Genomic DNA, 23181 nt, shown 5'->3' on the forward strand with positions numbered 1-23181 from the left:
CGCTGTTATGCGTAAGCTACTAGTCATTATTAACAATTGTTGTAAGCAGTATTACCTTGATAAAGCTTATATGCTCACTTAATTATACCTTTTTTCAAGGATTTCTTATACCACTCTTTTCAGTGGGTTGATGAAATGAACGAAGCAAGCCAGCTCAACAAAAGAGACGAAGCATTATATACCGGTGTTACCTCAAGCCTTATAAAGAGTATATGAGGATATTTTATAGAAATTTTGGATTGCTTCGACGATTTCATCGTCTCGCGATGACGACAAACGGCATATAGATAAATATGAAAATTTTAATAATAAAACCCAGTTCTTTTGGAGATATTGTTCAAGCTTTGCCATGCGCAAATGCTTTGAAACAAGCGTACCCTAAATGCGAGATAAGCTGGGTTGTTTTTAATGGTTGGGAATCTTTGCTCAAAATTTGTCTTGACGTCGACAAGATTATAAGTTGGAACAGAAAAAGAGGCTTAAAAGGTTTTTTTGAAATTTTAAAAGAAGTTAGAAAAACAAAGTATGATATAATCATAGATCTACAGGGACTTTTGCGAAGCGCTGTTCTTACGAGATTTGCAACCGCAAAAACTAAAATTGGTGTTCCCGGAATGAAAGAGTTTAGTAGTTTTCTGATTAAAGAAGTATATCCTAAAAAAGCAAATATCAATGCTACTCTTCGTAATTTGGAACCTGTTCGTTTTTTGACGGGACAGTTGTTTAATCCTGAAGTAAATATAAAAATAGAGTCAAATGCTGAAAGTATTTTAAAAGACAATAAAGTTTTTGGAGATTTTCTTACGCTTCTTCCTTTTGCTAGAGGCGATGGGAAAGATTGGGGCGTTGATAATTATTGTAAATTGATAGATTTAGTAAAAAATAAATACATTAATATACAAATTATTGTTTTGGGGTTAAAAGGCGATTTTGGTAAAATACGCTCTGATAGAATTGTAGATTTGTGCGGTAAAACAAATATAGAAGATCTTGCCGGAATTTTGTTGAAGAGTAAAGTTGCCGTAGGTGCAGATACTGGGTCTATGCACTTGTCGTCAATTTTACAAACACCATCTGTTTTTATTTTTGGTGCTTCAGATATTAATGAAACATCGCCTTATATAGGTCAGTTTTCGCTTTTTGTGAACGAAAAAAATCGTGATAGGATAAACAATATTAAATCTGAAAACGTTTTCGCAGAGATACAGAAATGGATAAAATAGTTTTTTTTCATATGAATCAGCTTGGAGATTTGCTGTTTTCTCTCCCTGTGCTTAAAGCTGCAAAACAAGAACTAAATTCTAAAATATATTCTGTTGTTAATTCCAATTTAAGTCCTCTTTTAGTCTCTGCAGGACTTGTTGATGGCATTATACCTAAAAATGATTTATCAGTAAAAATTATAAAAAAAGAAAATTTCGATAAAGCGGTTCTTTTTTCAGAATCACCAAATTCGTTGATTACGGCTTTTTTATCAGGCGTTAAAGAAAGGATTGGTTTTAATACGGCATCTTTAAGTTTTTTACTCACAGAAAAAGCGCAAAGATTGGGTGTACCGTCATTGTCCAATAATAGAGCGCTTGGATTAAAAGTTGGGCTTAAAACGATAGAATCTGATTATGCAAATATTTTAAATCTTCCAAAAGAAAATTTGAGCAATGTTCAAAACTGGTTTGAGAGTAACCATCTTAATGTAGCAAAAACAATAGCAGTTTCAGTAGGGGCAAGTAAAAAAAGACGTGATAAATGTTTAGATGAAAGTAAATGGATTGAAGTAATAAATATTTTATTTGAAAAAGGATTTGATTGTGTTCTTTCAGGAGCGGAATGGGAAAAAGAAACTTTGAGTAAGATTGCCGAAAAATGTAGAATAAAACCTGCGTTATTTACAGCAGAAAAAGGTATTTTAGACAGCGCTGCTTTTTTGAAAAAATCTAATTTATTTATTGGAATAGATTCAGGTGCTATGCATTTGGCCGCGGCTTTGGGAACAAAATGTATAGCTGTGTTTGGTTATACAGATCCAGGTCAGGTAGGTCCTATGCCCTTGGAAAATCATGTCATAATAAAGAAGGATAGTATTTCGCGAGTCTATCCTGAGGATATTGTTGCAAGAGTTATACAAAAAATGAGCAAAGGATAAAAACATGGGTCAGAAATTATCTAACATTTCAGAAGTTCAAGTTGTGAGGACAAAATTTAAACCCATACTACCTGAAGTATTAAAAGGCGGAGTGGCTTGTGTCAGTCCAGTTAAAGGAAAACCAACTCAATCTGTAGCAGATCAAAGTAACGTAAAGAAGTTTTTTAAAAACACTTACGGTCTGCCCATAGTTACGTTTAAGAATGGCTCAAATCTTTCAGTAAAGAAAAAGAAACCTATAAAAGTTGCAATTGTTCTTTCTGGTGGTCAAGCACCGGGAGGTCATAATGTTATTGCCGGGCTTTTTGACGGATTAAAAAAAGCAAATAAGAAAAACACATTGATTGGATATCTTGGAGGTCCTTTGGGAATTCTAGAAAATAAGTATAAAGAAATTAATGAAAAAGTTCTTGATGAATACAGAAATACCGGAGGATTTGACTATATACAGTCCGGCAGAACAAAGATTGAAGCATATGAACAGTTTTGTTCAACAAAAGATAATCTTGCAATATGTCATGTGGATGCCTTGGTGGTTGTAGGTGGTGATGATTCCAATACGAATGCTGCAATGATAGCGGAATATTTAAAACAAGAAAATATAGACAAGTGTGTTATTGGTATTCCAAAAACTATTGATGGCGATTTGAAAAATCAATACGTGGAGATTTCATTCGGTTTTGATACGGCAACAAAAATTTATTCTGAGCTTGTAGGAAATATTTGTAGTGACGCAAATTCGTCGAGAAAGTATTGGCATTTTGTTCGTCTTATGGGTAGGAGCGCTTCTCACATCGCATTAGAAGTCGGCTTTAAAACTCAGCCGAATATTGTTTTAATTGGCGAGGAAATTTTAGCAAAAAAAATGACTTTGACAAAAGTTGTTGAAAGCATCGTTGAGGTTGTAGTAAAGCGTTCTAAGGTTGGCAAGAATTTCGGTATTATTTTGATACCTGAAGGTGTTATAGAATTTATACCTGAAATGAAAGAACTTATTTCAGCTATCAATGATGTTTTGGCAGAAAATGCTGATACTGTTATACAGCTGTCTTCAACGGAAGATAAAAGAGATTTTGTTTGCGGAAAGCTCCCAAAAAAGCTTTCAGATTTAATGGCGGGTTTACCATCCGGAATTGCTTCACAACTTATATTAGACAGAGATCCTCATGGTAATGTTGCAGTATCGTTGATTGAAACAGAAGAACTTTTAATTGAAATGATACGTAAGAGACTTGCAGAGCTTAAAAAAGAAGAGAAGTATAAAGGAAAGTTTTCTACTATTACACACTTCTTTGGATATGAAGGACGTTGTGGAATTCCGTCGAATTTCGATGCAAATTATACTTATGCTTTAGGTTATAATGCGGCTATTCTTATTCTTAATGGTTTTACGGGATATATGTCGTACGTAAGAAATCTTGTCAAACATCCGAAACAGTGGGAATGTGGAGGTATTCCTCTTACTATGATGATGAATATAGAAAAAAGATACGGAAAAGAAAAACCTGTAATACAAAAAGCTTTAATTGATTTAAATGGCAACCCGTTTAAAGAATTTCTTAAAAAGAGAGATGAATGGGCCATTAATGAAAACTATGTTTCCCCCGGACCTATACAGTACTTTGGTCCTGCAAATATTACGGAAATGATTACAAGAACGCTTAGGTACGAACATTCAAAGAGGTGATACAATATCTCTATGTTATGTATAGATTAAAACACAAAAGCGATAAAGTCAAAGTAAAATGTGATAGGAAGAGAAGCAGGGAAGAAGAGTGCAAATACAGTAAGAATATGGTAGATTTTATGAAGAGTTTAAGAGGGTATATCCCTACAAAATAAGGAAGTGGCAAAACGACAATGGGCATGAGAATATGAAAAAATTTAGTAAAATACTAAAGGAAGAGGAAATACAACAATTATTTAGCTATCCAAGATGTCCAAAGATAAACGGATACATAGAAAGATATAACATGACATTGAGAGAAGAGTTCGTAAATAATAATGAGATGTTAGTGGGTGGGCAAGAAGAGTTTAATAGAATGTTGCATGTGTATCCGATCGATACGGTTGCCTGCAATTACTTTTAATTAAGTGCTACAATAATGTTATCAAAAGAGGTAAAGGAGGCAATAGATAACGGAGAATATTTGTGCAGGAAGATACTTTGCGCCTAGTATGTATAAACTTTGTAGGGGGTAAGTATGGAAATCTTAAGAGTTGTAAAATCAGATAATGAAGATTATGAATTAAGTCAAGCATCGTGTTCTTGTGCCGGTTATGAGGGGTATTGATGGAAATATCTGAAGTTAAAAAAATTTTAGAAGCTTTGCTTTTTGTTTCTGAAAGACCTCTTAGCTTGAAAGAGTTAAAGGATTTGGTCAAGTCTGATTATTCGGATATATCCAACATAGAAAATATCTTAAATGATCTCAAAGATGAATATACAAGTTTGGATAAGCCTTATGAAATTAAATTTATCGCGGAAGGTTGGACTTTTGCAACAAAATCCGAGTATTCTCCGTGGATAAAAAAACTTCTAAAAGAAAAAACTGTTTTGAAATTATCGCAGTCTGCTCTTGAAACATTGGCAATGATCGCCTACAAACAGCCTATCACAAGAGCCGAAATAGATGATATAAGAGGCGTTGAATCTTCCGGAGTTATAGACACTCTTCTCGAAAGAAAATTAATCAAAATAGTTGGCAGAAAAGAAGCTCTTGGAAGACCTTTGTTTTATGGTACGACGCAGGATTTTTTAAAACATTTTGGTCTTGCCCATTTAAGTGAACTTCCTCTTGTAGGGGATATGCCAAAAGAAGTTCAACAGATCGACAATGCGTCTGAACTAGAGTTATCGTTTGGTTCCTCTAGCAGCATATCTGAAAATGCAAATGAAGAAACAGCTGCTTTCCCGATGGTTGTTGAGAACATAGACAGTACAGAAATTACAGAGTAACATAAGAAAAAGAAAGTATATACAATATGTGTTTTTATCAGAAATATAAGAAACACAAGCTTTGCAATTATTTCACATTCTAGTATCTATTTTTAAATAAATGGATTATAATACCGGGGAAGTTGGTGGAATGGAAAAAAGAACAGAGCAGTTAAATTTAGAATTTATTCTTGTAGGGAGGTAACAATGTCATTATTAACAAAAAGAACTTTTATTACAATTATGCTTTTCTTGTGCGGAGTGCTCAATTACTTGGACAGAACAGCTTTCTCAGTGTCTGGAGTTTACATCGCGAACGAATTCAGTTTTGACCCGGGACAACTAGGAATAGTTATGGGTTGTTTTTCATGTGGGTACGTTCTTTTTAATGTTCTTGGCGGTATTTTGACCGATAAGTTCGGACCAAAACACGTTTTGTTAGCTGCAGTAATTGGTTGGTCGCTTTTTAGCGGGGCAGTCACAATAGCTGTAGGATTTATAAGTTTAATTATAATACGTATAGTGTTTGGAATGGCAGAAGGTCCTTTGTCAACAACAACTAATAAGGCTATAGCCTCGTTGTATCCGCCAGACAAAAAAGCATCTGTTATGGGAATTGTCGCAAGTGGAACTCCTTTAGGTGCGGCTATAGCGGGACCTATAGTTGGTTTCATAGCGATTAAATACAATTGGAAATTATCGTTTATTTTCATTATGGTAATAGGCTTGATTTGGTCATTTTTGTGGTGGAAATATTTTGACAACAAAAAATTAACTAAAACTGAAAATGGAGATTCTGCAAAAGCAAAACAAAAAATTATCTCTTCAGCTAAACTTCAGCAAAAACCAAAAATATCATTTTACTTGAAACAAAAAGCTATCGTTGCATCCGCCGTTGCTTTTTTTTCTTATAATTATATAATATTTCTCATTTTAAATTGGTTACCGTATTATTTGATGACGGCGAGAAATTTTTCTTTTAAGGATGCAAGTTTAATTACTGCAGTGCCTTGGACAGTTGGATTTATAGGGCTTGCTATTGGAGGAACAATTTCAGATTTTATTATGAGAAAAATTGGACATCCTCTTATTGCAAGAAAAATAGTAATAGGATTTGGATTGTTGGTCGCTGCCATATCAATTTTTCTAGTAGCATTTGTTGATAGCAGCGCAATGGTTATTTGTCTGATATCGATGTCGGCATTTTCTTCGTATCTTACCGGTGGTGTTTATTGGGGAGTAATCAATGATGTTGTAGATACTGACAATATCGGTTCTGTGGGTGGTATTATGCACGGATTTGGAAATTGTGGAGGACTACTCGCGCCTGTGATAACAGGCTTTGTCGTAAAGTTTACGGGTAGTTTTACGAGTAGTTTTGTCTTGGCAGGCATCACTGGATTAACGGGAGCTATTGGTGCGTTTTTATTTATAAATAAAGTCAAAACTAGCTGTGATAAGACAGAAATCAACAAGTATGCTTAGCTTAGGTATAGTTGGCTAACCTTATATTGATGCAATATGATTGTAATGTTGAATTTATGTTTTTGGAGGTAACGATGAAGCAATTATTAACGATGAGGTCAAAAGAACTTGTAATGCAAGATGTTGAGAAACCAAAAATCTCGACAGATACTGAAGTTTTAGTAAAAATAAAAGCTGCCGGTATTTGCGGTTCTGACGTGCATATTTACCATGGTACTTCTCCGGTTGCTACATATCCAAGAGTTATGGGACATGAAATTGTTGGAGAGATAGAGGAAATTGGCGAAAAAGTTACAAAAGTTAAAATAGGTGATCATGTCATTGTTGATCAAATAATAAGTTGTGGAGAATGCTATCCGTGCAGTATAAACAGACCAAACGTTTGTTTCAATTTAAAAGTGCGCGGTGTGCATGTTGACGGAGGCTACAGAGAGTACGTTACGGCAGATCAAAGTGCAATGCACATTTTGCCCAAAAATCTTCCTTTTCTGGATGCCGTAATGATTGAGCCAATGAGCATAGCTTTTCAAGCTTGTTGTCGAGCGCAGATTACAGCTAACGATACAGTCTTTATTCTTGGAGCAGGCGCGCTTGGCAAAAGTTTAATAAAAGCTGTTTTGCTGACAGGAGCAAATCTTATAGTGTCGGACGTTGTTGAAGAGCGTTTGGAAGAAGCAAAAGTGCTGGGCGTTAAAACCGTTATAAATTCGCTCAAGGAGAATTTGGTAGAAAAACTTAAAAAATATACAAAATATGGTCCGAGTGTTTCTATTGATGCAGCGGGCTTTGTAAATTCGCTACCGTTGCTTATTGATATAACTTCCAACGCAGGAAGAGTAATCGCTATGACATTTTTAACTGAACTTTCTCCGTTAGCCCAATTTAAAATCACAGCAAAAGAACTTGATGTGCGCGGTTCGAGACTACAAAATAATAAATTTGAGGAGGTGATAGAGGCATATAAAAACGGGAAAATAATAATAGAGGGGCAATTATCGCATATTTTTGATTTTGACAAGGCCATAGACGCTTTTAAAATGATAGATAGCGGTGATAAAACGATAAAAAAAATTGTTTTGTCATTTGAGTAGTGAGCGCGTCGTATATATAAAGTTGGTTGGCCATATTGTATTAAAAAAGATAACTTTTACAATTTTCTTATCAGGAGGAATGTTTGTATGCAAATTACATTTCGGTGGTATGGAGAAAAACTTGATACAATTCCTTTAAGTTTTGTTAAACAAATACCCGGAGTTAAAGGAATAGTATGGGCGCTACATGATGTACCGGCAGGCGAATATTGGGAAATGGATAGAATTAACCAAGTAAAAGATTATCTTTTCAACGCAGGTTTTAATAATGAAGTGGTTGAAAGCGTTAATGTACACGAAGACATAAAGCTTGGACTTCCGTCTCGTAAAAAATATATAGAAAATTACAAAAATACTCTTAGAAATCTTGGCAAAGCCGGCGTAAAAGTTGTGTGTTATAACTTTATGCCGGTTTTTGATTGGACAAGAACGGACTTATATAAAGCTCTTCCCGATGGCTCAACAGCGCTTTTTTATGAAAAATCAAAAATAGATTCCCTTAACCCTTATGAATTTCTTGATACTATGTCAAAGCAAAAAGGATTGATATCAATGCCCGGCTGGGAAAAGGAAAGATTATCTAAAATAAGAGAACTATTTAAAGCTTATGAAGGTTTTACCATAGATAACCTTTTTGAGAACGCAAAATATTTTTTACAAGAAATTATACCCGTTGCTGAGGAAAGCGGGATAAAAATGGCAATACATCCTGACGATCCGCCGTGGAGTATTTTCGGACTTCCGAGGCTCATAACTTCCAAAGAAAATATGCGAAGATATTTGAATCTTATCGGCAGTTCGTCAAATGGCGTTACTTTGTGTACTGGTTCGCTGGGCTCATCTGACAAAAACGATATTATTGATATGATTAAAACATTTAAAGATAAAATATTTTTTGCCCATATCAGAAATGTAAAGCGTTTTGATAACGGCGATTTCATAGAAAGTTCCCATCGCGCTTGCGATGGTTCTTTGGACATTGTGGAAATTGTACGTACATTTCACGATATAGGGTTTAAATATTACATTCGTCCGGATCATGGCAGACATATTTGGAATGAGGAATCTCGTTCAGGACTGCGTCCGGGATATGGTCTTTACGACAGAGCATTAGGAATTATGTATTTACTTGGCATTTGGGATATGCTGGATAAATAAAATCGGCATTATGAGTTTTATGATGGGAGGGAGCAATGAATAATTTATTAATAGAAATTTCGAAGATAGGGATAGTGCCGGTTGTTGTGCTTGACAATCCTCAACAGGCTTTGCCTCTTGCAAAAGCGCTTTATGCTGGCGGTATAAGGTGTGCGGAAATAACATTTAGGACTATGGCGGCAGAAGAATCAATAAAGATTATTTGTAAAGAAATGCCTGAAATGCTTATCGGGGCGGGTACAGTTTTAACTGTGGAACAAGTTGATAAAGCAGTTGCAGCGGGAGCTAAATTTATAGTTAGCCCAGGACTAAATCCTAAAATTGTAAGGCATTGTCTTAATAAGGGCATTACAATAATTCCGGGCTGCGCAACCCCAAGCGATGTAGAAATTGCCATGGAGTCTAAACTTGAGATTGTCAAGTTTTTTCCTGCAGAAGCTGCCGGTGGTATTAATATGATTAAAGCTATGGCGATGCCGTATGCAAACATAAAATTTATGCCAACGGGTGGGATTGATATAAAAAATTTGAATACGTACCTTTCATTCAACAAAGTAATCGCTTGTGGCGGTAGCTGGATGGTTAATAAAGAATTGATTAAAAATGGCGACTATGAAACTATTACAAAATTAAGTAAAGAAGCTTTATTTGCTATGCTGGGCTTTGAAGTGCAACACATAGGTATTAATATGTTGGATGCTATTTCTGCAAGTGAAACGTCAAAACGGTTTGAAACTGTATTTGGTTTTACAAAGAAAGAATTTTCCGGATCTTTTTTTGCAGGGTCCGGTATAGAGGTTATGAAAAAACAGTTTTTTGGTAAAAATGGACACATCGCTATACGCACAAATAATGTAACGCGTGCAGTGTATCATTTACAGCAAGAGGGTGTTATATTTGATGATAAAACTGCGTCATACGATGAAGATGGGAATTTACGCATTATATATTTGAGAGAAGAAATAGGAAATTTTGCTGTTCATTTGGTTGGAAAAAAATAATGTGCAATAATGTACGAGGAGGTTGGAAAATGTCGAAGAAAGTAATAGCGTTTGGGGAGCTAATGCTTAGACTTGCGCCTGAAGGATATTATCGTTTTGTACAAACCGACAATTATGGCGCCACTTATGGAGGAGGAGAAGCTAACGTTGCCGTTTCTTTAGCAAATTTCGGACTTAAAACAATTTTTGTAAGCAAAATGCCAAAACATGAAATAGGACAGGCGGGAATAAATTCTTTAAAGAAATACGGTGTTGATACTTCTTTTATAATGCGCGACGGAGAACGTGTTGGCATATATTTTTTGGAAAAAGGCGCAAGTCAACGTCCCTCTAAAGTTATTTATGATAGAAGAGCCTCTTCTATGGCTACGGCTTCAAAAGAAGATTTTAATTGGGATAAAATTTTTGAAGATGCGCAATGGTTTCATTTCACAGGTATTACGCCTGCTCTAAGTGATGATATAGCGCAAATATGTATTGAGGCCTGCAAAATTGCCAAAGAAAAAAAAATCACTATTAGTTGCGATTTGAATTATCGGAATAAACTATGGACTAAAGAGAAAGCTGGCAAAATTATGGGAGAACTTTGCAAATATGTAGATGTCTGTATAGCAAATGAAGAAGATGCAAGCGATGTTTTTAATATAAAAGCAAAGCATACGGACGTATCTGCTGGCAAAGTCAATTATGATAGTTACAAAGAAGTAGCGCAGGAATTAAAGAAAAGATTTGGTTTCTCAAAAGTGGCAATAACGCTTAGAAGTTCTCTCTCTGCTAACGATAATCGATGGGCGGCTATGCTTTATGATGGTAAGGATTTTTTCTTCAGTAGAGAGTATATGGTACATATTGTTGATCGCGTAGGTGGAGGCGATTCTTTTTGCGCCGGACTGATATATTCTTTGATAAACGAATATCAGGGTCAGGAAACGATAGAATTTGCGGTTGCTGCCAGCTGTTTGAAGCATAGTATTGAGGGCGATTATAATCAAGTTTCAGTTGACGAGGTTAAAAAACTTGCTGGCGGAGATGCCTCCGGTCGAGTGCAGAGATAATAATTTTTGTTTTATTTAGCATACATAGATTGAGCAAAATGCCAATGAGGCAGTGACAAACGCGTGTAAAGATATATATATTTATTAATTGTTGTCACAATCAGTTATTCCCGCCTCTTCCTTTATTTCAAACTTGTGGGGAAAGGTTAGGATTATGGGTTGGGTAAGCGAGGACTTGCCTCTCGCTGTAAAATGCTCTTCGCGTGTTTTGTTTGGTCAATGAGTGGTGCTAGAAATATAAATTACATTTGTATCAATATGTAAAAAAAGTGAGGTGTTTAGTATGGAATGGAATAAAAAAGTGGCTGTCATAACTGGAGCCGGTGGCGTGTTACTTAGCGCTTATGCAAAAGAATTGGCTTCAAAAGGCGTTAGAATAGCTGTTTTAAGTAGAGAACTTAAACATGCGCAAAGCACTGCGGATGAAATTATAACTGCTGGTAATATAGCAAAAGCCTATGGTTGCGATGTTCTTGATAAGAGAAGTCTTATCAAGACAGAAGAGCAGATATATAAAGATTTTGGGCAGTATCATATCCTTATAAATGGCGCAGGTGGCAATATGCCTAATGCTAATACCACAAATGAAACTTTTATTCCCAATGACTTGAATAATCCAAAAGTTCGTTCTTTTTTTAGCCTTGATTCGAATGAGGTAGAAAAAGTTTTCTCTGTGAATTTTCTAGGAACATTTCTCGTTACACAAATTTTTGCAAAACGTATGCTTGACGTAAAAGGCGCTGTAATTATAAATTTTTCAAGTATGGCGGCGCAATGTCCAATGACCAAAGTGCTTGGTTATAGCGCGTCGAAAGCGGCGATTGATAATTTCACAAAATGGTTGGCAGTACATTTTGCGGAACATGGGTTACGTGTAAATGCTATCGCGCCCGGATTTTTTCTAACTAATCAAAATAAAACACTTTTAACAAATTCTGATGGTTCTCTTACAGAAAGATCGCACAAAATTATTAGTCATACGCCCATGAGACGTTTTGGGAAGGTAGATGATTTATTTGGCACGCTTTCATGGCTTTGCGATGAAGAAGCATCTGGTTTTGTTACTGGCAGTATTATTGCCGTAGATGGAGGATTTCAGGCATATTCAGGCGTTTAAAACAAAACTAGAGGGAAATTATGAAAAATTTTCTCGATAAAGATTTTTTACTTTCAACGAAAACAATACAAAAGAGCTTTTCCATAAATGTGCTAACAAAAAACCTATCTTAGATTATCATTGTCATATTAGTTCTGAAGAAATTGCGCAAGATAGATAGTTTGAAAATATAGGTCAGTGTTGGTTTGGAGGAGATCATTGTAAATGTTGTCAAATGCGCACTAACGGCGTAGAAGAAAAATATATTACCGGCAATGGCGCGGATAGATAAAAATTTCAATAGTAGGCGGAAACTCTTGAAAGAGCAATAGGAAATCCTCTTTATCATTGGAGTCGCCTTGAGCTTAGAAAATATTTTGGTTACGAGGGAATTTTAAATGACGAAACCGCGGAAGAAGCACGGACATTATGCAACAAAAAACTACAAGAGAATCTATGTCTGCATGAGGTATGATAAAACAATCCGGTGTTGTGTTGATTTGTACTACAGATGATATTGACTAAATAAAACAGGCAAAATTTACCGAAAAGGACGTAGCCAGTAGGGTTAGCCCAAAAATAGATGCAATGCGAGGCGGACTGACAAAGCAACAGCTCATTCCTCTTGCTAGGAAGTCCAACGACGCAGCGCGCTATTTTTGAGCTAACGCAATGTGCCAATATGAAAGTTAGTTGACTATAATACGGAAACGGAAGATTTATGGCGAAAACAATGTCTGAGGTTGTAAAATTTTGCGGTGTTGCATTTTGTTGCGCTTTTTTTATTTTGATTGTAAACCATTATTGCCAACTTGAAGATTATGCTTTGTCGCTATCGAAAAATCTTGACGTGATAGTGTTTTTTAATAATAATGAAAAAGAAGATGCGACGATAAAATCACAACTTGAAATGTCAAACCTTGTATCCGTAAAAGAATATGTGGATGCATCCGCGGCTTATCTAAAGGCTATTGAAAAAAATCCGTTTTTAAAAAATATTTCTGTACATGATGACGCAAAAGCAATACAAGCATATGCTGTACTCGCGCCGAACTCAACTCCTGATGAAAATTTTCTTTTGGAAATGAGAAGCAGTTTAGGGGCTATTGAGAATGTCGATGAGATAGTTTTTGATTTATCATTATTTAAACAGTATGTTGATATTAAAAATTTAATATTATTTTATCAGAAATTGTTTTTCATTTTTGCAACCGCTATTTGCGTTTTGTTAATTTTTAAATGTATATCCTATGTCATGTCGGAAGAGTCAAGATGTAAAATTCTTTTTAAAAATATTTTTTCATCATTAATGGCTTCAGGATTTGGTTTTCTTGTAGCGTGGGCGATTTGTTTATATACTCAGTATTCTTTATGTATCGGTGACAAGACAATTTTATTGGTAGTGCTTTTTACTGCGATGATTGGGATTATTTTAGATAATGTATCCTAATATGAAAAAAATATTTATCTTAATTATCTTAATGATATATTCTTTTGTCTCAGCATTTGGACATTATGATGATGCGCAGTCAAAATCAAAACAGCTCTTGAAAGTGAAGAAAACAATAAAGGAAAAAGAACAAGAAAAAGAAAAGTTCATCCTTCAAGAAAGAATTTTTAAGAAAGAGCTTGAAGTTTTAAATAAAAACATAGAGTTAACGGAAAAGAAACTTGAGAAATGTTCTTCAGATATAAAAATCGCGCAACAAAATCTCGACAAATCTTCAAGAATATACAATGATGCTTTTTCTAAGAGTTCCAATTGGAATAAAATTATACTCGATGAGATAAAACGTTTTAATAAGATGACTTTTTCCGTTTCATATAGTCAAAATCCTTTGGAGTATAAGATAAGACAAAAATCTTTAGAACATAAAAAAAACAACTTTGATCAGGCAAAAAAAACAGCGACAGTTTCCGCAATGGAGATAAAAAAATGGGAAAAATCAAAAAAAGATCTTTTAAATTTACAAGAAAATGAAAATAAGCTTATTGCTCGTCATAGAGATATGTTAAAAGAAAAAAACAAGCTTTTAAACACAACTTCTGGTAGGAGACTTGTCGCGGAGCAAGAAATAAGAGTTTTAAATGATAGCGCAAAAGCTATGCAGTTGTTAATAAATAAAATTAACGCTATAAACAAGAGGAAACAAGCAACAGTAGTTCGATGGTCTCAAAAGTCGATAGTTAAAAGAAAAAAATCGCTTCTTTGGCCTGTAGATGGCAAAATAATTGTTAATTTCGGGAAAACCAAGCACCTAGAGCTAAATACTTATGTTATAAGTAACGGAATCAAAATAAAAGCTGCCGATTTTAGCCGGGTAAAAAGTATTGATTCGGGCATAGTTGTTTTTACCGGAGAGTTTCGTTCTTACGGTAAAATTGTTATAATAGATCACAAGAATTCAACTTTTTCTGTTTACGGACTTTTGGATAAGATATTTGTTAAAGAGGATCAACAAGTATTAAAAAATACTGTCATTGCCCTTCTTGGATCAGGCAAACACAGTGTTTTGTATTTTGAAATAAGACAAAATAATATTCCTGATAACCCTCATTTATGGTTAATATAGTGGAGATAATAATGAAATTTAGTAAGAAGTTTATCTGCGTTTTGTCGATGTGTTTAAGTTTTTGCACAGGCGGACTTGCCTCTGGAGATGAAACGTACGATAAACTGAAAGTCCTTATAGATGTCATGGAAGTTATAAATACAAACTATGTTTCTGAAACAAAACCTAAAGATTTAGTCGTGGGCGCTATCAAAGGCGTTGTATCTGCTTTGGATCCGTTTTCTCAGTATCTGGAAAACAAAGTATATAAAGAAATGAAAAATGAAACAGAGGTATCTCATGATGGTAGCGTAGGGCTTCACATCACTGTTAAAAATGGTTTTCTAACGGTCGTGTCTCCTATATCTGATACTCCGGCGTACAGAGCTGGAATCCTTCCTGGTGACAAAATCGTAAAAATTAACAATAGGTCTGCCATAACTATGTCAAGCGGCGAAGCTATTGGTTTGATGAATGATAAAACTAGGAAAAAAGTTGAAATCACAGTTTCAAGGGATGGCGTTGCGAAGGAGATAGAATTTAATCTTAAAAGGAAGAAGATAAAAATTGAGACCGTAAAAACTATTATGATTGAAGATGGTATAGTTTATATAAGGCTTACTGAATTTAATCTACAAAGCGTTGCTGATATTAAAAAAGCGCTAGCAAATTACCAACAGCAGGGAATGAAAGCTCTAATTTTGGATTTAAGAAATAATCCGGGGGGCTTGTTGGACTCCGCTATAGATATAATCAGCATGTTTATTCATGATAAGAAACTTGTTCTTTCTACAGAGGGAAGAATAGAGGAAGTTAAGAGAGAATATATTACAGCAGGGAACGGTGTATTTTTCGAGGTACCGCTTGTTGTACTTGTGAACAGAGGGACCGCTTCAGCCTCGGAAATATTCTCCGGAGCGATGCAGTATTATAAAAGAGCCTTAATTATAGGAAATAATACATTTGGGAAGGGTAGCGTTCAGACTGTTCTATCTTTGCCTGATGGTACAGCTTTGAAACTGACAGTTGCGAAATATTATCTCCCTTCTGGATGTCCTATAGATTATTCAAATGAGAAAAATGTGAAAAATGGCATAACGCCTGATATAGAGATTAAAGTTACGATGGAAGAAGAAATTAAACTTTATGCGCAAGGAGATGTGATTTTTGCAAGAGGCAAGAGCTTTAATGCAAATAAAGTTGAAGATAATGTTTTAAATAAGGCTATAGAAATTATAAAAGAAAATAAAATTGTTGAGGATATAGCATCTTCAACAACTTTGGCTAATAAATAGTCAGGAGAGATGTTGTGGCAGGCAAAAAAGAACAGAAAGAAAGTATATGGATTAAAATATATATAATAGCATTATTCTTGTGCGGTATGGGGATATGGTTTGTAATCCAGCCCGTTAGTAAACAAAAAATATCGGTAGATATTGCTCTTGATAAACGAATTGTTGACGTTTTAGTTGCCAATGGCGTGGGACAAGAAGATGTTATAACTCAGTACACAAGAGAAAGAAATACAAGATCCGCACAGTGGAACGAGTTTTATAAAACAATAAAGCTTAAGTCCGACAAAACGGCGCAGTCTTTTGAAACGAATTTCAGAAGCGTCGCTAGAGTCATGAAAGTAGGTTTAAGCAAACTTGACAATGTTGACGGTTCTGTAACATATAAATTTTATTCGCCAAACAGAAGTTATTCCAATGTAACTCTTGTGTCTGAAAGATCTGTAAAAAGTCGGCATTAAATATGGATATACTTGCATTAGAATCTTCTTGCGATGAAACATCCGCTTCGGTAGTTTCAAATGGGTCAAAGGTAAAATCTGTTGTAATATCGTCGCAAATAGAAATACATGCTAAGTTCTTTGGCGTTGTTCCGGAACTTGCAAGTCGCGCTCACATAGAAAATATCAATCCTGTAATATATCAGGCTTTAGATAAAGCAAATATAAAATTTGAAGATTTTTCTAAAAAAATAGACGTTGTTGCTTTTACCGCTGGTCCCGGACTTGCCGGGTCTCTTCTCGTTGGGACAATAGCTGCAAAATCAATCGCAAGCGTTTATAAAAAACCTTTAATTCCCGTAAATCACCTAGAAGGTCATCTGTACTCTTTTCTTATTGAAAATAGAGCTACAAAACCGCCATTTTTAGGCTTAATAATATCTGGTGGGCATACGGAGCTGATAATAGTTGAAGATTTCGGAAAATATAAGATACTTGGCGGGACAAGAGACGATGCGGCGGGCGAAGCTTTTGATAAAGTCGCCAAAATGTTGGGTCTTTCTTATCCGGGCGGTCCCATAATAGATAAAAAAGCCGAAAAGGGAAATCCTGATGCAATAAAATTCACAAGACCATATTTAAAAGGAACTTGGGACTTTTCTTTCTCTGGCATTAAAACTGCTGTTTTAAATTATTTGAAAGCGAATCCTGTTAAAGATGAAAATCATTTAAACGATATATGTGCTTCTTTTAGACAGACTGTAATTGAAACTCTTTGCTTTAAGGCTTTTGAGGCGGCAAAGGAATTTAATTTAAAACAAATTGCGCTTGGCGGTGGCGTAAGCGCGAATTCTTTGATAAGAAAAATGTTTATTGAAACAGGTCGTAAAAATAAGATAAAAATTTTTGTTCCGTCACCGCTTTATTGTACGGATAATGCTGCGATGATTGGTTGCGCGGCGTATCTTAAGCAAAAGAAATGCGGATTAACTTATAATCCGTCTCAATTAAAACCTAATCCGTCGTTAGTATTAGAAAAATGGTGAACCTTATATATAGTCGACTACAGTAACAACAAAATGAAAAAATTAAAAATCGGAAATATAGAACTTGATAACAATATTATTCTTGCTCCGATGGCTGGGGTAACTGATTTGCCTTTGCGTGTTCTTGCAAAGAACGGCGGAGCAGGGCTTGTATATACGGAGATGGTTTCGGCAAAAGCTCTTGTTTATCGCGATGAAAAAACAAAAAAACTTTTAAAAATGTCAGACAAAGAAAAACCTATTGCAGCTCAGATTTTTGGTGGAGATGTTTACAGTATGTCTGAAGCGGCAAAAATTGTCAGAGATATGGGCGCAGATATTGTTGACGTTAACTTGGGTTGTCCCGCGAGGAAAATAACAAAAGTTGGGGCAGGGGCAAAACTTCTTGCAAATGAAAAACTCGTATCAGAAATTTTAGAAGCGATTGTAAAGAGTGTTAATATTCCGGTTACAATTAAAATACGTATAGGACTTTTGCCGGGACAAAATGTTGCCACTAAAATTATTAGAATAGCTCAAAATTGTGGAGTACAGATGGTTGCCATACACGTGAGACCTGCTTCTCAAGGGCATTGCGGCGAGCCTGATTTACAATCGTTTGCCACCGCTTGTTCCGATGCTAAAATACCAATTGTCGCAAATGGCGGTATTACAAATGAAGAAACGGCTGCAAGATTTTTACAAATACCAAATTGCGAAGGACTTATGATAGGCAGAGCTGCAATAGGTAATTATTCAATATTTAAAAGATTGGAACATTTTATTAATAACGGCAGTATATTATCGTTGGCGTCAAAAAAAAAGAAAATAGAATGGTTCAAACAACATGCAAAATACTCTGTGGAATGTTATGGGGAAAAGAATGGGCTTGTGACAATGAGAAAAGTTGCTCATTATTATGTAAAAGATTTGCCAAATGCCACAAAAATACGAAGTATGATTAATACAATGACTACTTTGGCTGATTTTAACGAATTGATAAAATTTATGGTCAACTAGCTTTATATTAGTTAGGATGGGGGAAACGATAATTAAAAATCTTTTATTGGGCGTTCTATTATTTGTTTTTGTTGCGCCTGTTCTTGCAAATGACAAAAAAAACAACGTTTCGCTTGCGCTAGAAATTGCTAGTTATCATTATAAAGAACCCGATCATATGAGGCTCGACGGTATAAAATATGGCGTAAATGCGGAATTATTTTCGCGTAATTCCCTATCTGAATTAAGTAATAGACTTTTCTGTGCTTTGCAAGCTCGTTTTATGATAGGGACAGTTGATTATGACGGTTCGTTGTTAGGAACAAAAATACCATACAAAGCGTATGACATAATTGACTGGTACGTCGAGCCGAGGTGTCTATTGGGTTATGCATATGATACGGATGGTGTTTTTGAAATTTTGCCTTATACAGGTATTGGTTATAGATATTTGTTTAACGAGCTTAGTAAAGATCCCAATGGGTACAATAGAGAGAATATATGTATTTATTTGCCACTAGGTATCGATTTTAAATTTAAATGTAAAAAAGAATTTAATATTGTTCTAAATGCCGAATATGATCTTTTTTGCTTTGGGATTCAGGTAAGTCACTTTTTTGCGCCGCTCGCATTTGATCAGAATTACGGATATGGTTTTAGATTTTCAGGAAAGATTTCTAAAAAATATAGGAATATCATATTGTCGGCAGGACCGTTTGTAAGATATTGGCGTATAGAAGAATCTTCAAAGAGTACGGTGGAGCTTTATAAGGAAGGTAAATTGCCGACGCGTACAACTTATTTTGAGCCAAAAAATAATACTATTGAATTTGGGGTTCACTTTGGCGTACAGTTTTAGTTAATATTGTTCTATCAGTTGTAATAGGTCCCGGATTAAAAGCGGACGTTCACTTGGGTGTACAGTTTTAGTTAGTATTGTTCTTGTGGTTTGTAGTTGTAGTTTTGCCCCTTAGAGCGCGAGGTTATGAGTGGAGCATTTTTTAGAATCAGCAATTTTAGTTGTTTAAAGCGAAATCCCATATAAATCTTATTAAGATTTCTCGCAAGTTCTAAAATTGCCTAAAAACATGAAGCAAATGAAGCTCAGCGGCAAGAATTTTGGTACTTTTGTTTTGTCTGACAAAAGTACGAAAATGTTGACGTAAAATCTATAATGTTATAAAATGCTTCTTGTAGAAATATAGCCAACCAGCCCTATATTGATGTGATTGCGTTACTTAAATTTACAGAATAGGGTTAGCTCAGGAATAGTGCGTTGCGTCGTTGGACTTTCTAGCAAGAGGAAGGAGCTGTTGCTTTGTTAGTCCACATAAGCATTGCATCTATTTTTGAGCTAACACAATGCGCCAATATAAAGTTAGTTGACTGTGTGTATTGAAAAAAAGAAAGGAGAGGGGGAGAAATGAAAAAGGTTTTGTTGTTGTCGTTGGTTAGCATATTTGTTTTTGCAGTAGGTTGTAAGAAACAGGATATAAAACATACAGCAACAGATGGTGACATAGAGGCAATCGCTCTTGCTGATGAGCCGTCTGTAAGAGGTGGCGTTGAAGAAGATAATCATCTCCAAACGATATATTTTGCTTTTGATAAAAGCGATTTAACAAATGACTCAACTAACACGTTAAAAGAAAATGCGAGTTATTTAATCAGCAATCCTAACCTTAAAGTTGCGCTTGAAGGACATACCGATAACAGAGGAACCACAGAATATAATTTAGCATTAGGTCAGCGTAGAGCGTTAAAAGTTAAGGAGTATTATGCGCAACTCGGGATAGAGCCTAATAGAATTGCGACCATTTCATATGGCAAAGAAAAACCTGTTGATCCAAACGACAACGAGGCGGCATGGGCAAAAAACAGAAGAGCAGAAACAAAAAACATTAGGGAGACAGAAACAAAATAGATGAAACAATACGATTTTCTTTTGATATGTCTTGCTATGATGACATGTAGCATTGGGTGTGTTCCTTTGTCTTCCGATTCGTGTGGGGTTAATGAATTGAAGGAAGAACTTGCGCAGTTACAGATAGAGCACAGAGAGCTTAAACAAAATCAAGCTGATTTGTATGCAAAAGTTGATTCTTCTGTAACTACAATAGATGCACTAAATGCTGCAGTGCAGGATTCGCAAAATAAACTTTCATTGTTGAATCAGAGTCTTCAAGACTCAACAATGAGCCCGGATAAAAAATCGATAAATGATTATGATTCTGTATCACCATCGTCTGTTTATCAGAGCGCTTATGGCGATTATTCTATGGGTAAATTTGAACTTGCGTATTCAGGATTTCAGTCTTTTGTAGAGAAGTATCCAAATGCCGAACTTGCCTCGCAGGCGCAGTTTTATATGGGAGAATGTTTTTATTCTCGTGAGATGTTTGATCAGGCTGTGACAGAGTATAAAAAAGTGGAATCGGACTACAAAAAATCAAACTTTGTACCTTCTGCAAGATTAAAGATAGCCTTATGTTATAGCCGTCTTGGCAAGCAAAACGAATCTTTAGATGTTTTTTCGTCAATAGTAAACGATTATTCTCAAAGTCCGGAAGCGTTAACAGCAAAAGAAAAAATTAAAAAATACAATAATGCTAAAACTAAAACGAGATAATTTTTTTACTTGCGTAATAATTTCAATATGGATTCACTTGGGAGTTCTGCATGCGATGACTCACAGTAAAGGAAAGACTGTCTATTTGTCATCGCCCATAGATGTTGTTTTTTATTCCGCATCGCAAAATGCGACGGGTCAATCTATAGTTGCAACTGTAGAAGAAAAAAATGAGACTTTTGATGTTATCGAGCAAGAGTATATAAAAGAGGAAGCAAAAACAGCAGAAGAAGTTAAGACAAAGGAAGACGCTGTTGTAAAGAAAAAAGAAAAGTCCAAAAAAATTGATAAAGAAAAGTCAAATATTCAACCCAAGAAAAATATCAAAAAAGCAGACAAGAAAAATATCAAAAAAGCAGATAAGAAAAATATCAAAAAAGCAGATAAAAAAACCGTCAAGCAACTTAAAACAAAAAAATCTGAAGGAATATCAAAAATTTCAGGCAATAACAGTAATATTGAAACTTCCCAATCTTCTGAATCAAAAGTAGCATCTGTTAGTGTGGGTTCGCAATCCGTCGGTTTATCTTTTGGTCCGCAGAATTTTAAATTTTCTTACTATGGCGGTCAAATAGTAAGAAAAATTGGTAGCCAATGGAGATGGGCTGAAAGTTATGGTAGCCTTAGAGTTGTTGTATATTTTAAAATTAGCAGAGATGGCTCAGTATCTGATATTTTAGTTAAAGAATCTTCCGTAAGCGTGGAGTACGACAGGAATGCTTTGGATACTATACGAAGAGCGGCGCCTTTCCCTGTATTGCCTGAAGATTATAGCGATGAATCTTTAGGCGTATTTCTTGAATTCAAGTGTAGGAATTAATATGATGATGAAAAAGTTTATTTTTGTTGTTTTTTCGGTAATTTTATTTGGTTCTATATGTTACGCTCAAAACGATATTTATTTATCTCTTTCGGCCACAGGAAAGAGATCTGATATTGGTGTGGAAGATTTTATCACCGTAGATAAAAATCCAAATACTGCCAAATTTGCAAAAATGTTAAAAGAAATAATAGAAAATGATTTAGTTCTTTCAAGATATTTCAATGTAATTAAAGGAACAGCTGACGATATTATTCCGGAACTTAAAGAAAGATTGTTTTTATGGGAACAGAAAGGCGCCTCTGTTGTTCTTACAGCTTTTACATCAAGTGAAGGCGATGATATTGTTTTTGAAATAAAAATGCTCGATGTCATTACAGGGGAAACGATATGGAAACAGAAATATCAAAACAACTCTAAAAATTATAGATATATGGCTCACGAAGTAAGCGATGAAGTTGTTAAAAGATTTACAGGCGAAATGGGTATAGCGCGCTCAAAAATAGTTTTTGTAAATGATGGTACAAGATTTAAAGAATTATATTTAGTTGATTATGATGGATATAATCTTCGTAGATTGACAAGAGACAATAAAATCAATATTTTGCCAAAATGGTCTCCAGACGGCGAGCAGATAATTTATACAAGCTACTTGTATAATAATCCGGATTTGTCTTCGTTAAATATTATAAAAAGTAAAAGAAGCGTTATCTCGAAATATCAAGGATTGAATGTCGCCGGATCGTTTTCTCCTGACGGTAAGAGGATACTTCTTACTTTATCGAGAGGCAGATTCCCAAACTTGTATTTAATTAGCGTTTCGGGAGAGATTCTTCAGAGGATGACAGATGGCGCAAATATTGACACAAGTCCCGCTTTTGCGCCGAATGATCAAGAAATTGTGTTTATCTCTGACAGACCGGGATATCCGCAACTTTACATAATGAATGTTGCCGGCGGGAACGTAAGAAGACTTGCAACAAGCGGTTTTTGCGATTCTCCGGCTTGGTCTCCAAGAGGCGATAAGATTGTTTTTACGATGAGGCAGTCAAGAATGAATTATGATTTATATGTGTATGATCTCCCTACTGCAAAGATAACAAAACTTACAAACAATCAAAGAAATAATGAAAATCCTACATGGTCACCCGATGGAAGATTCGTTGTATTTTATTCGAATAGATCGGGCAAGGGTGAAATATACATAACAGCTATTGACGGATCGGGTACAAGAAAACTCGTCGAAATGCCTGGCGCGTCTTATACTCCGTCGTGGTCCCCGGTTTTAACAAAATAGAGTCATTGTGTTGATGGTCATATTTTAGAAGGAGGATAATAGAAATATTTTGATGGGAAAAATTTTATAGAGATACTGAATATGGGAGGGTGGGCGTTATACGTACTTTTTGTGGCTTCGATATTATCAATAGTGGTTATTTGTTTAAAGTCAGTAGAGT

22 protein-coding genes and 1 pseudogene are annotated in these 23181 nt (G+C 35.2%); all 23 read left to right on the top strand.

Annotation, left to right across the window (positions count from 1 at the left end):
- Positions 1-293 precede the first annotated feature (293 nt).
- Positions 294-1223, top strand: a complete 930-nt coding sequence (locus LE180_RS01190; RefSeq protein ID WP_374133668.1) for a glycosyltransferase family 9 protein — start codon at positions 294-296, stop codon at positions 1221-1223.
- Entirely contained in the window at positions 1211-2143 is a 933-nt protein-coding gene (locus tag LE180_RS01195; RefSeq protein WP_374133669.1) for a glycosyltransferase family 9 protein, read from the top strand. Before LE180_RS01190 ends, LE180_RS01195 begins: the two co-directional genes overlap by 13 nt.
- Positions 2144-2147: 4 nt before the next feature.
- Positions 2148-3830, top strand: coding sequence for a diphosphate--fructose-6-phosphate 1-phosphotransferase (locus LE180_RS01200; RefSeq protein ID WP_374133670.1), 1683 nt, complete (start codon positions 2148-2150; stop codon positions 3828-3830).
- Between the two features lie 187 nt (positions 3831-4017).
- Positions 4018-4233 carry a hypothetical protein gene (locus tag LE180_RS01205; protein WP_374133671.1) on the top strand — a complete coding sequence of 72 codons (216 nt, stop codon included), beginning with the start codon at positions 4018-4020 and terminating at the stop codon, positions 4231-4233.
- 203 nt (positions 4234-4436) lie between these two features.
- On the top strand, positions 4437-5102 hold the full coding sequence (scpB, locus tag LE180_RS01210; RefSeq protein WP_374133672.1) for an SMC-Scp complex subunit ScpB: 666 nt from the start codon (positions 4437-4439) through the stop codon (positions 5100-5102).
- A gap of 186 nt (positions 5103-5288) precedes the next feature.
- The gene (locus tag LE180_RS01215) at positions 5289-6566 is read left to right on the top strand and encodes an MFS transporter (RefSeq protein WP_374133673.1); all 1278 of its coding nucleotides are present in this window, start codon (positions 5289-5291) and stop codon (positions 6564-6566) included.
- Positions 6567-6640: 74 nt separating this feature from the next.
- The gene (locus tag LE180_RS01220) at positions 6641-7657 is read left to right on the top strand and encodes an alcohol dehydrogenase catalytic domain-containing protein (protein ID WP_374133674.1); all 1017 of its coding nucleotides are present in this window, start codon (positions 6641-6643) and stop codon (positions 7655-7657) included.
- A gap of 87 nt (positions 7658-7744) precedes the next feature.
- Positions 7745-8815 (top strand): mannonate dehydratase, encoded by a 1071-nt coding sequence (uxuA, locus tag LE180_RS01225; RefSeq protein WP_374133675.1) that lies wholly within the window; start codon positions 7745-7747, stop codon positions 8813-8815.
- A gap of 35 nt (positions 8816-8850) precedes the next feature.
- Entirely contained in the window at positions 8851-9816 is a 966-nt protein-coding gene (gene eda, locus LE180_RS01230) for a bifunctional 4-hydroxy-2-oxoglutarate aldolase/2-dehydro-3-deoxy-phosphogluconate aldolase (RefSeq protein ID WP_374133676.1), read from the top strand.
- Between the two features lie 29 nt (positions 9817-9845).
- Positions 9846-10871, top strand: coding sequence for a PfkB family carbohydrate kinase (locus LE180_RS01235; RefSeq protein WP_374133677.1), 1026 nt, complete (start codon positions 9846-9848; stop codon positions 10869-10871).
- A gap of 283 nt (positions 10872-11154) precedes the next feature.
- Positions 11155-11988, top strand: coding sequence for an SDR family oxidoreductase (locus LE180_RS01240; RefSeq protein ID WP_374133678.1), 834 nt, complete (start codon positions 11155-11157; stop codon positions 11986-11988).
- Between the two features lie 106 nt (positions 11989-12094).
- Positions 12095-12442 (top strand): annotated as a pseudogene (locus LE180_RS01245) (glucuronate isomerase).
- 246 nt (positions 12443-12688) lie between these two features.
- Positions 12689-13417 (top strand): hypothetical protein, encoded by a 729-nt coding sequence (locus LE180_RS01250; RefSeq protein ID WP_374133679.1) that lies wholly within the window; start codon positions 12689-12691, stop codon positions 13415-13417.
- A gap of 1 nt (position 13418) precedes the next feature.
- Positions 13419-14540: a murein hydrolase activator EnvC gene (locus LE180_RS01255; protein WP_374133680.1), complete on the top strand. Its 1122-nt coding sequence runs from the start codon at positions 13419-13421 to the stop codon at positions 14538-14540.
- An 11-nt stretch (positions 14541-14551) separates the two neighbouring features.
- The gene (locus LE180_RS01260) at positions 14552-15814 is read left to right on the top strand and encodes a S41 family peptidase (protein WP_374133681.1); all 1263 of its coding nucleotides are present in this window, start codon (positions 14552-14554) and stop codon (positions 15812-15814) included.
- Positions 15815-15828: 14 nt separating this feature from the next.
- Positions 15829-16272, top strand: coding sequence for a hypothetical protein (locus tag LE180_RS01265; RefSeq protein WP_374133682.1), 444 nt, complete (start codon positions 15829-15831; stop codon positions 16270-16272).
- Between the two features lie 2 nt (positions 16273-16274).
- Entirely contained in the window at positions 16275-17297 is a 1023-nt protein-coding gene (tsaD, locus tag LE180_RS01270; protein WP_374133683.1) for a tRNA (adenosine(37)-N6)-threonylcarbamoyltransferase complex transferase subunit TsaD, read from the top strand.
- 33 nt (positions 17298-17330) lie between these two features.
- Positions 17331-18296 (top strand): tRNA dihydrouridine synthase DusB, encoded by a 966-nt coding sequence (dusB, locus tag LE180_RS01275; RefSeq protein WP_374133684.1) that lies wholly within the window; start codon positions 17331-17333, stop codon positions 18294-18296.
- 16 nt (positions 18297-18312) lie between these two features.
- Positions 18313-19134 (top strand): hypothetical protein, encoded by an 822-nt coding sequence (locus LE180_RS01280; RefSeq protein WP_374133685.1) that lies wholly within the window; start codon positions 18313-18315, stop codon positions 19132-19134.
- Between the two features lie 564 nt (positions 19135-19698).
- Positions 19699-20199 carry a peptidoglycan-associated lipoprotein Pal gene (gene pal / locus LE180_RS01285; protein ID WP_374133686.1) on the top strand — a complete coding sequence of 167 codons (501 nt, stop codon included), beginning with the start codon at positions 19699-19701 and terminating at the stop codon, positions 20197-20199.
- Positions 20200-20904, top strand: coding sequence for a tol-pal system protein YbgF (gene ybgF, locus LE180_RS01290; RefSeq protein WP_374133687.1), 705 nt, complete (start codon positions 20200-20202; stop codon positions 20902-20904). It abuts the gene before it with no gap.
- Positions 20905-20959: 55 nt separating this feature from the next.
- Positions 20960-21724 (top strand): cell envelope integrity protein TolA, encoded by a 765-nt coding sequence (gene tolA / locus LE180_RS01295; RefSeq protein WP_374133688.1) that lies wholly within the window; start codon positions 20960-20962, stop codon positions 21722-21724.
- Positions 21702-23021, top strand: a complete 1320-nt coding sequence (tolB, locus tag LE180_RS01300; RefSeq protein ID WP_374133689.1) for a Tol-Pal system beta propeller repeat protein TolB — start codon at positions 21702-21704, stop codon at positions 23019-23021. The genes tolA and tolB overlap by 23 nt, the downstream gene beginning before the upstream one ends.
- The last annotated feature ends 160 nt before the right edge of the window (positions 23022-23181 follow it).

Source organism: Candidatus Endomicrobiellum pyrsonymphae, from assembly GCF_020328025.1.
Taxonomy (GTDB): Bacteria; Elusimicrobiota; Endomicrobiia; order Endomicrobiales; family Endomicrobiaceae; genus Endomicrobiellum; species Endomicrobiellum pyrsonymphae.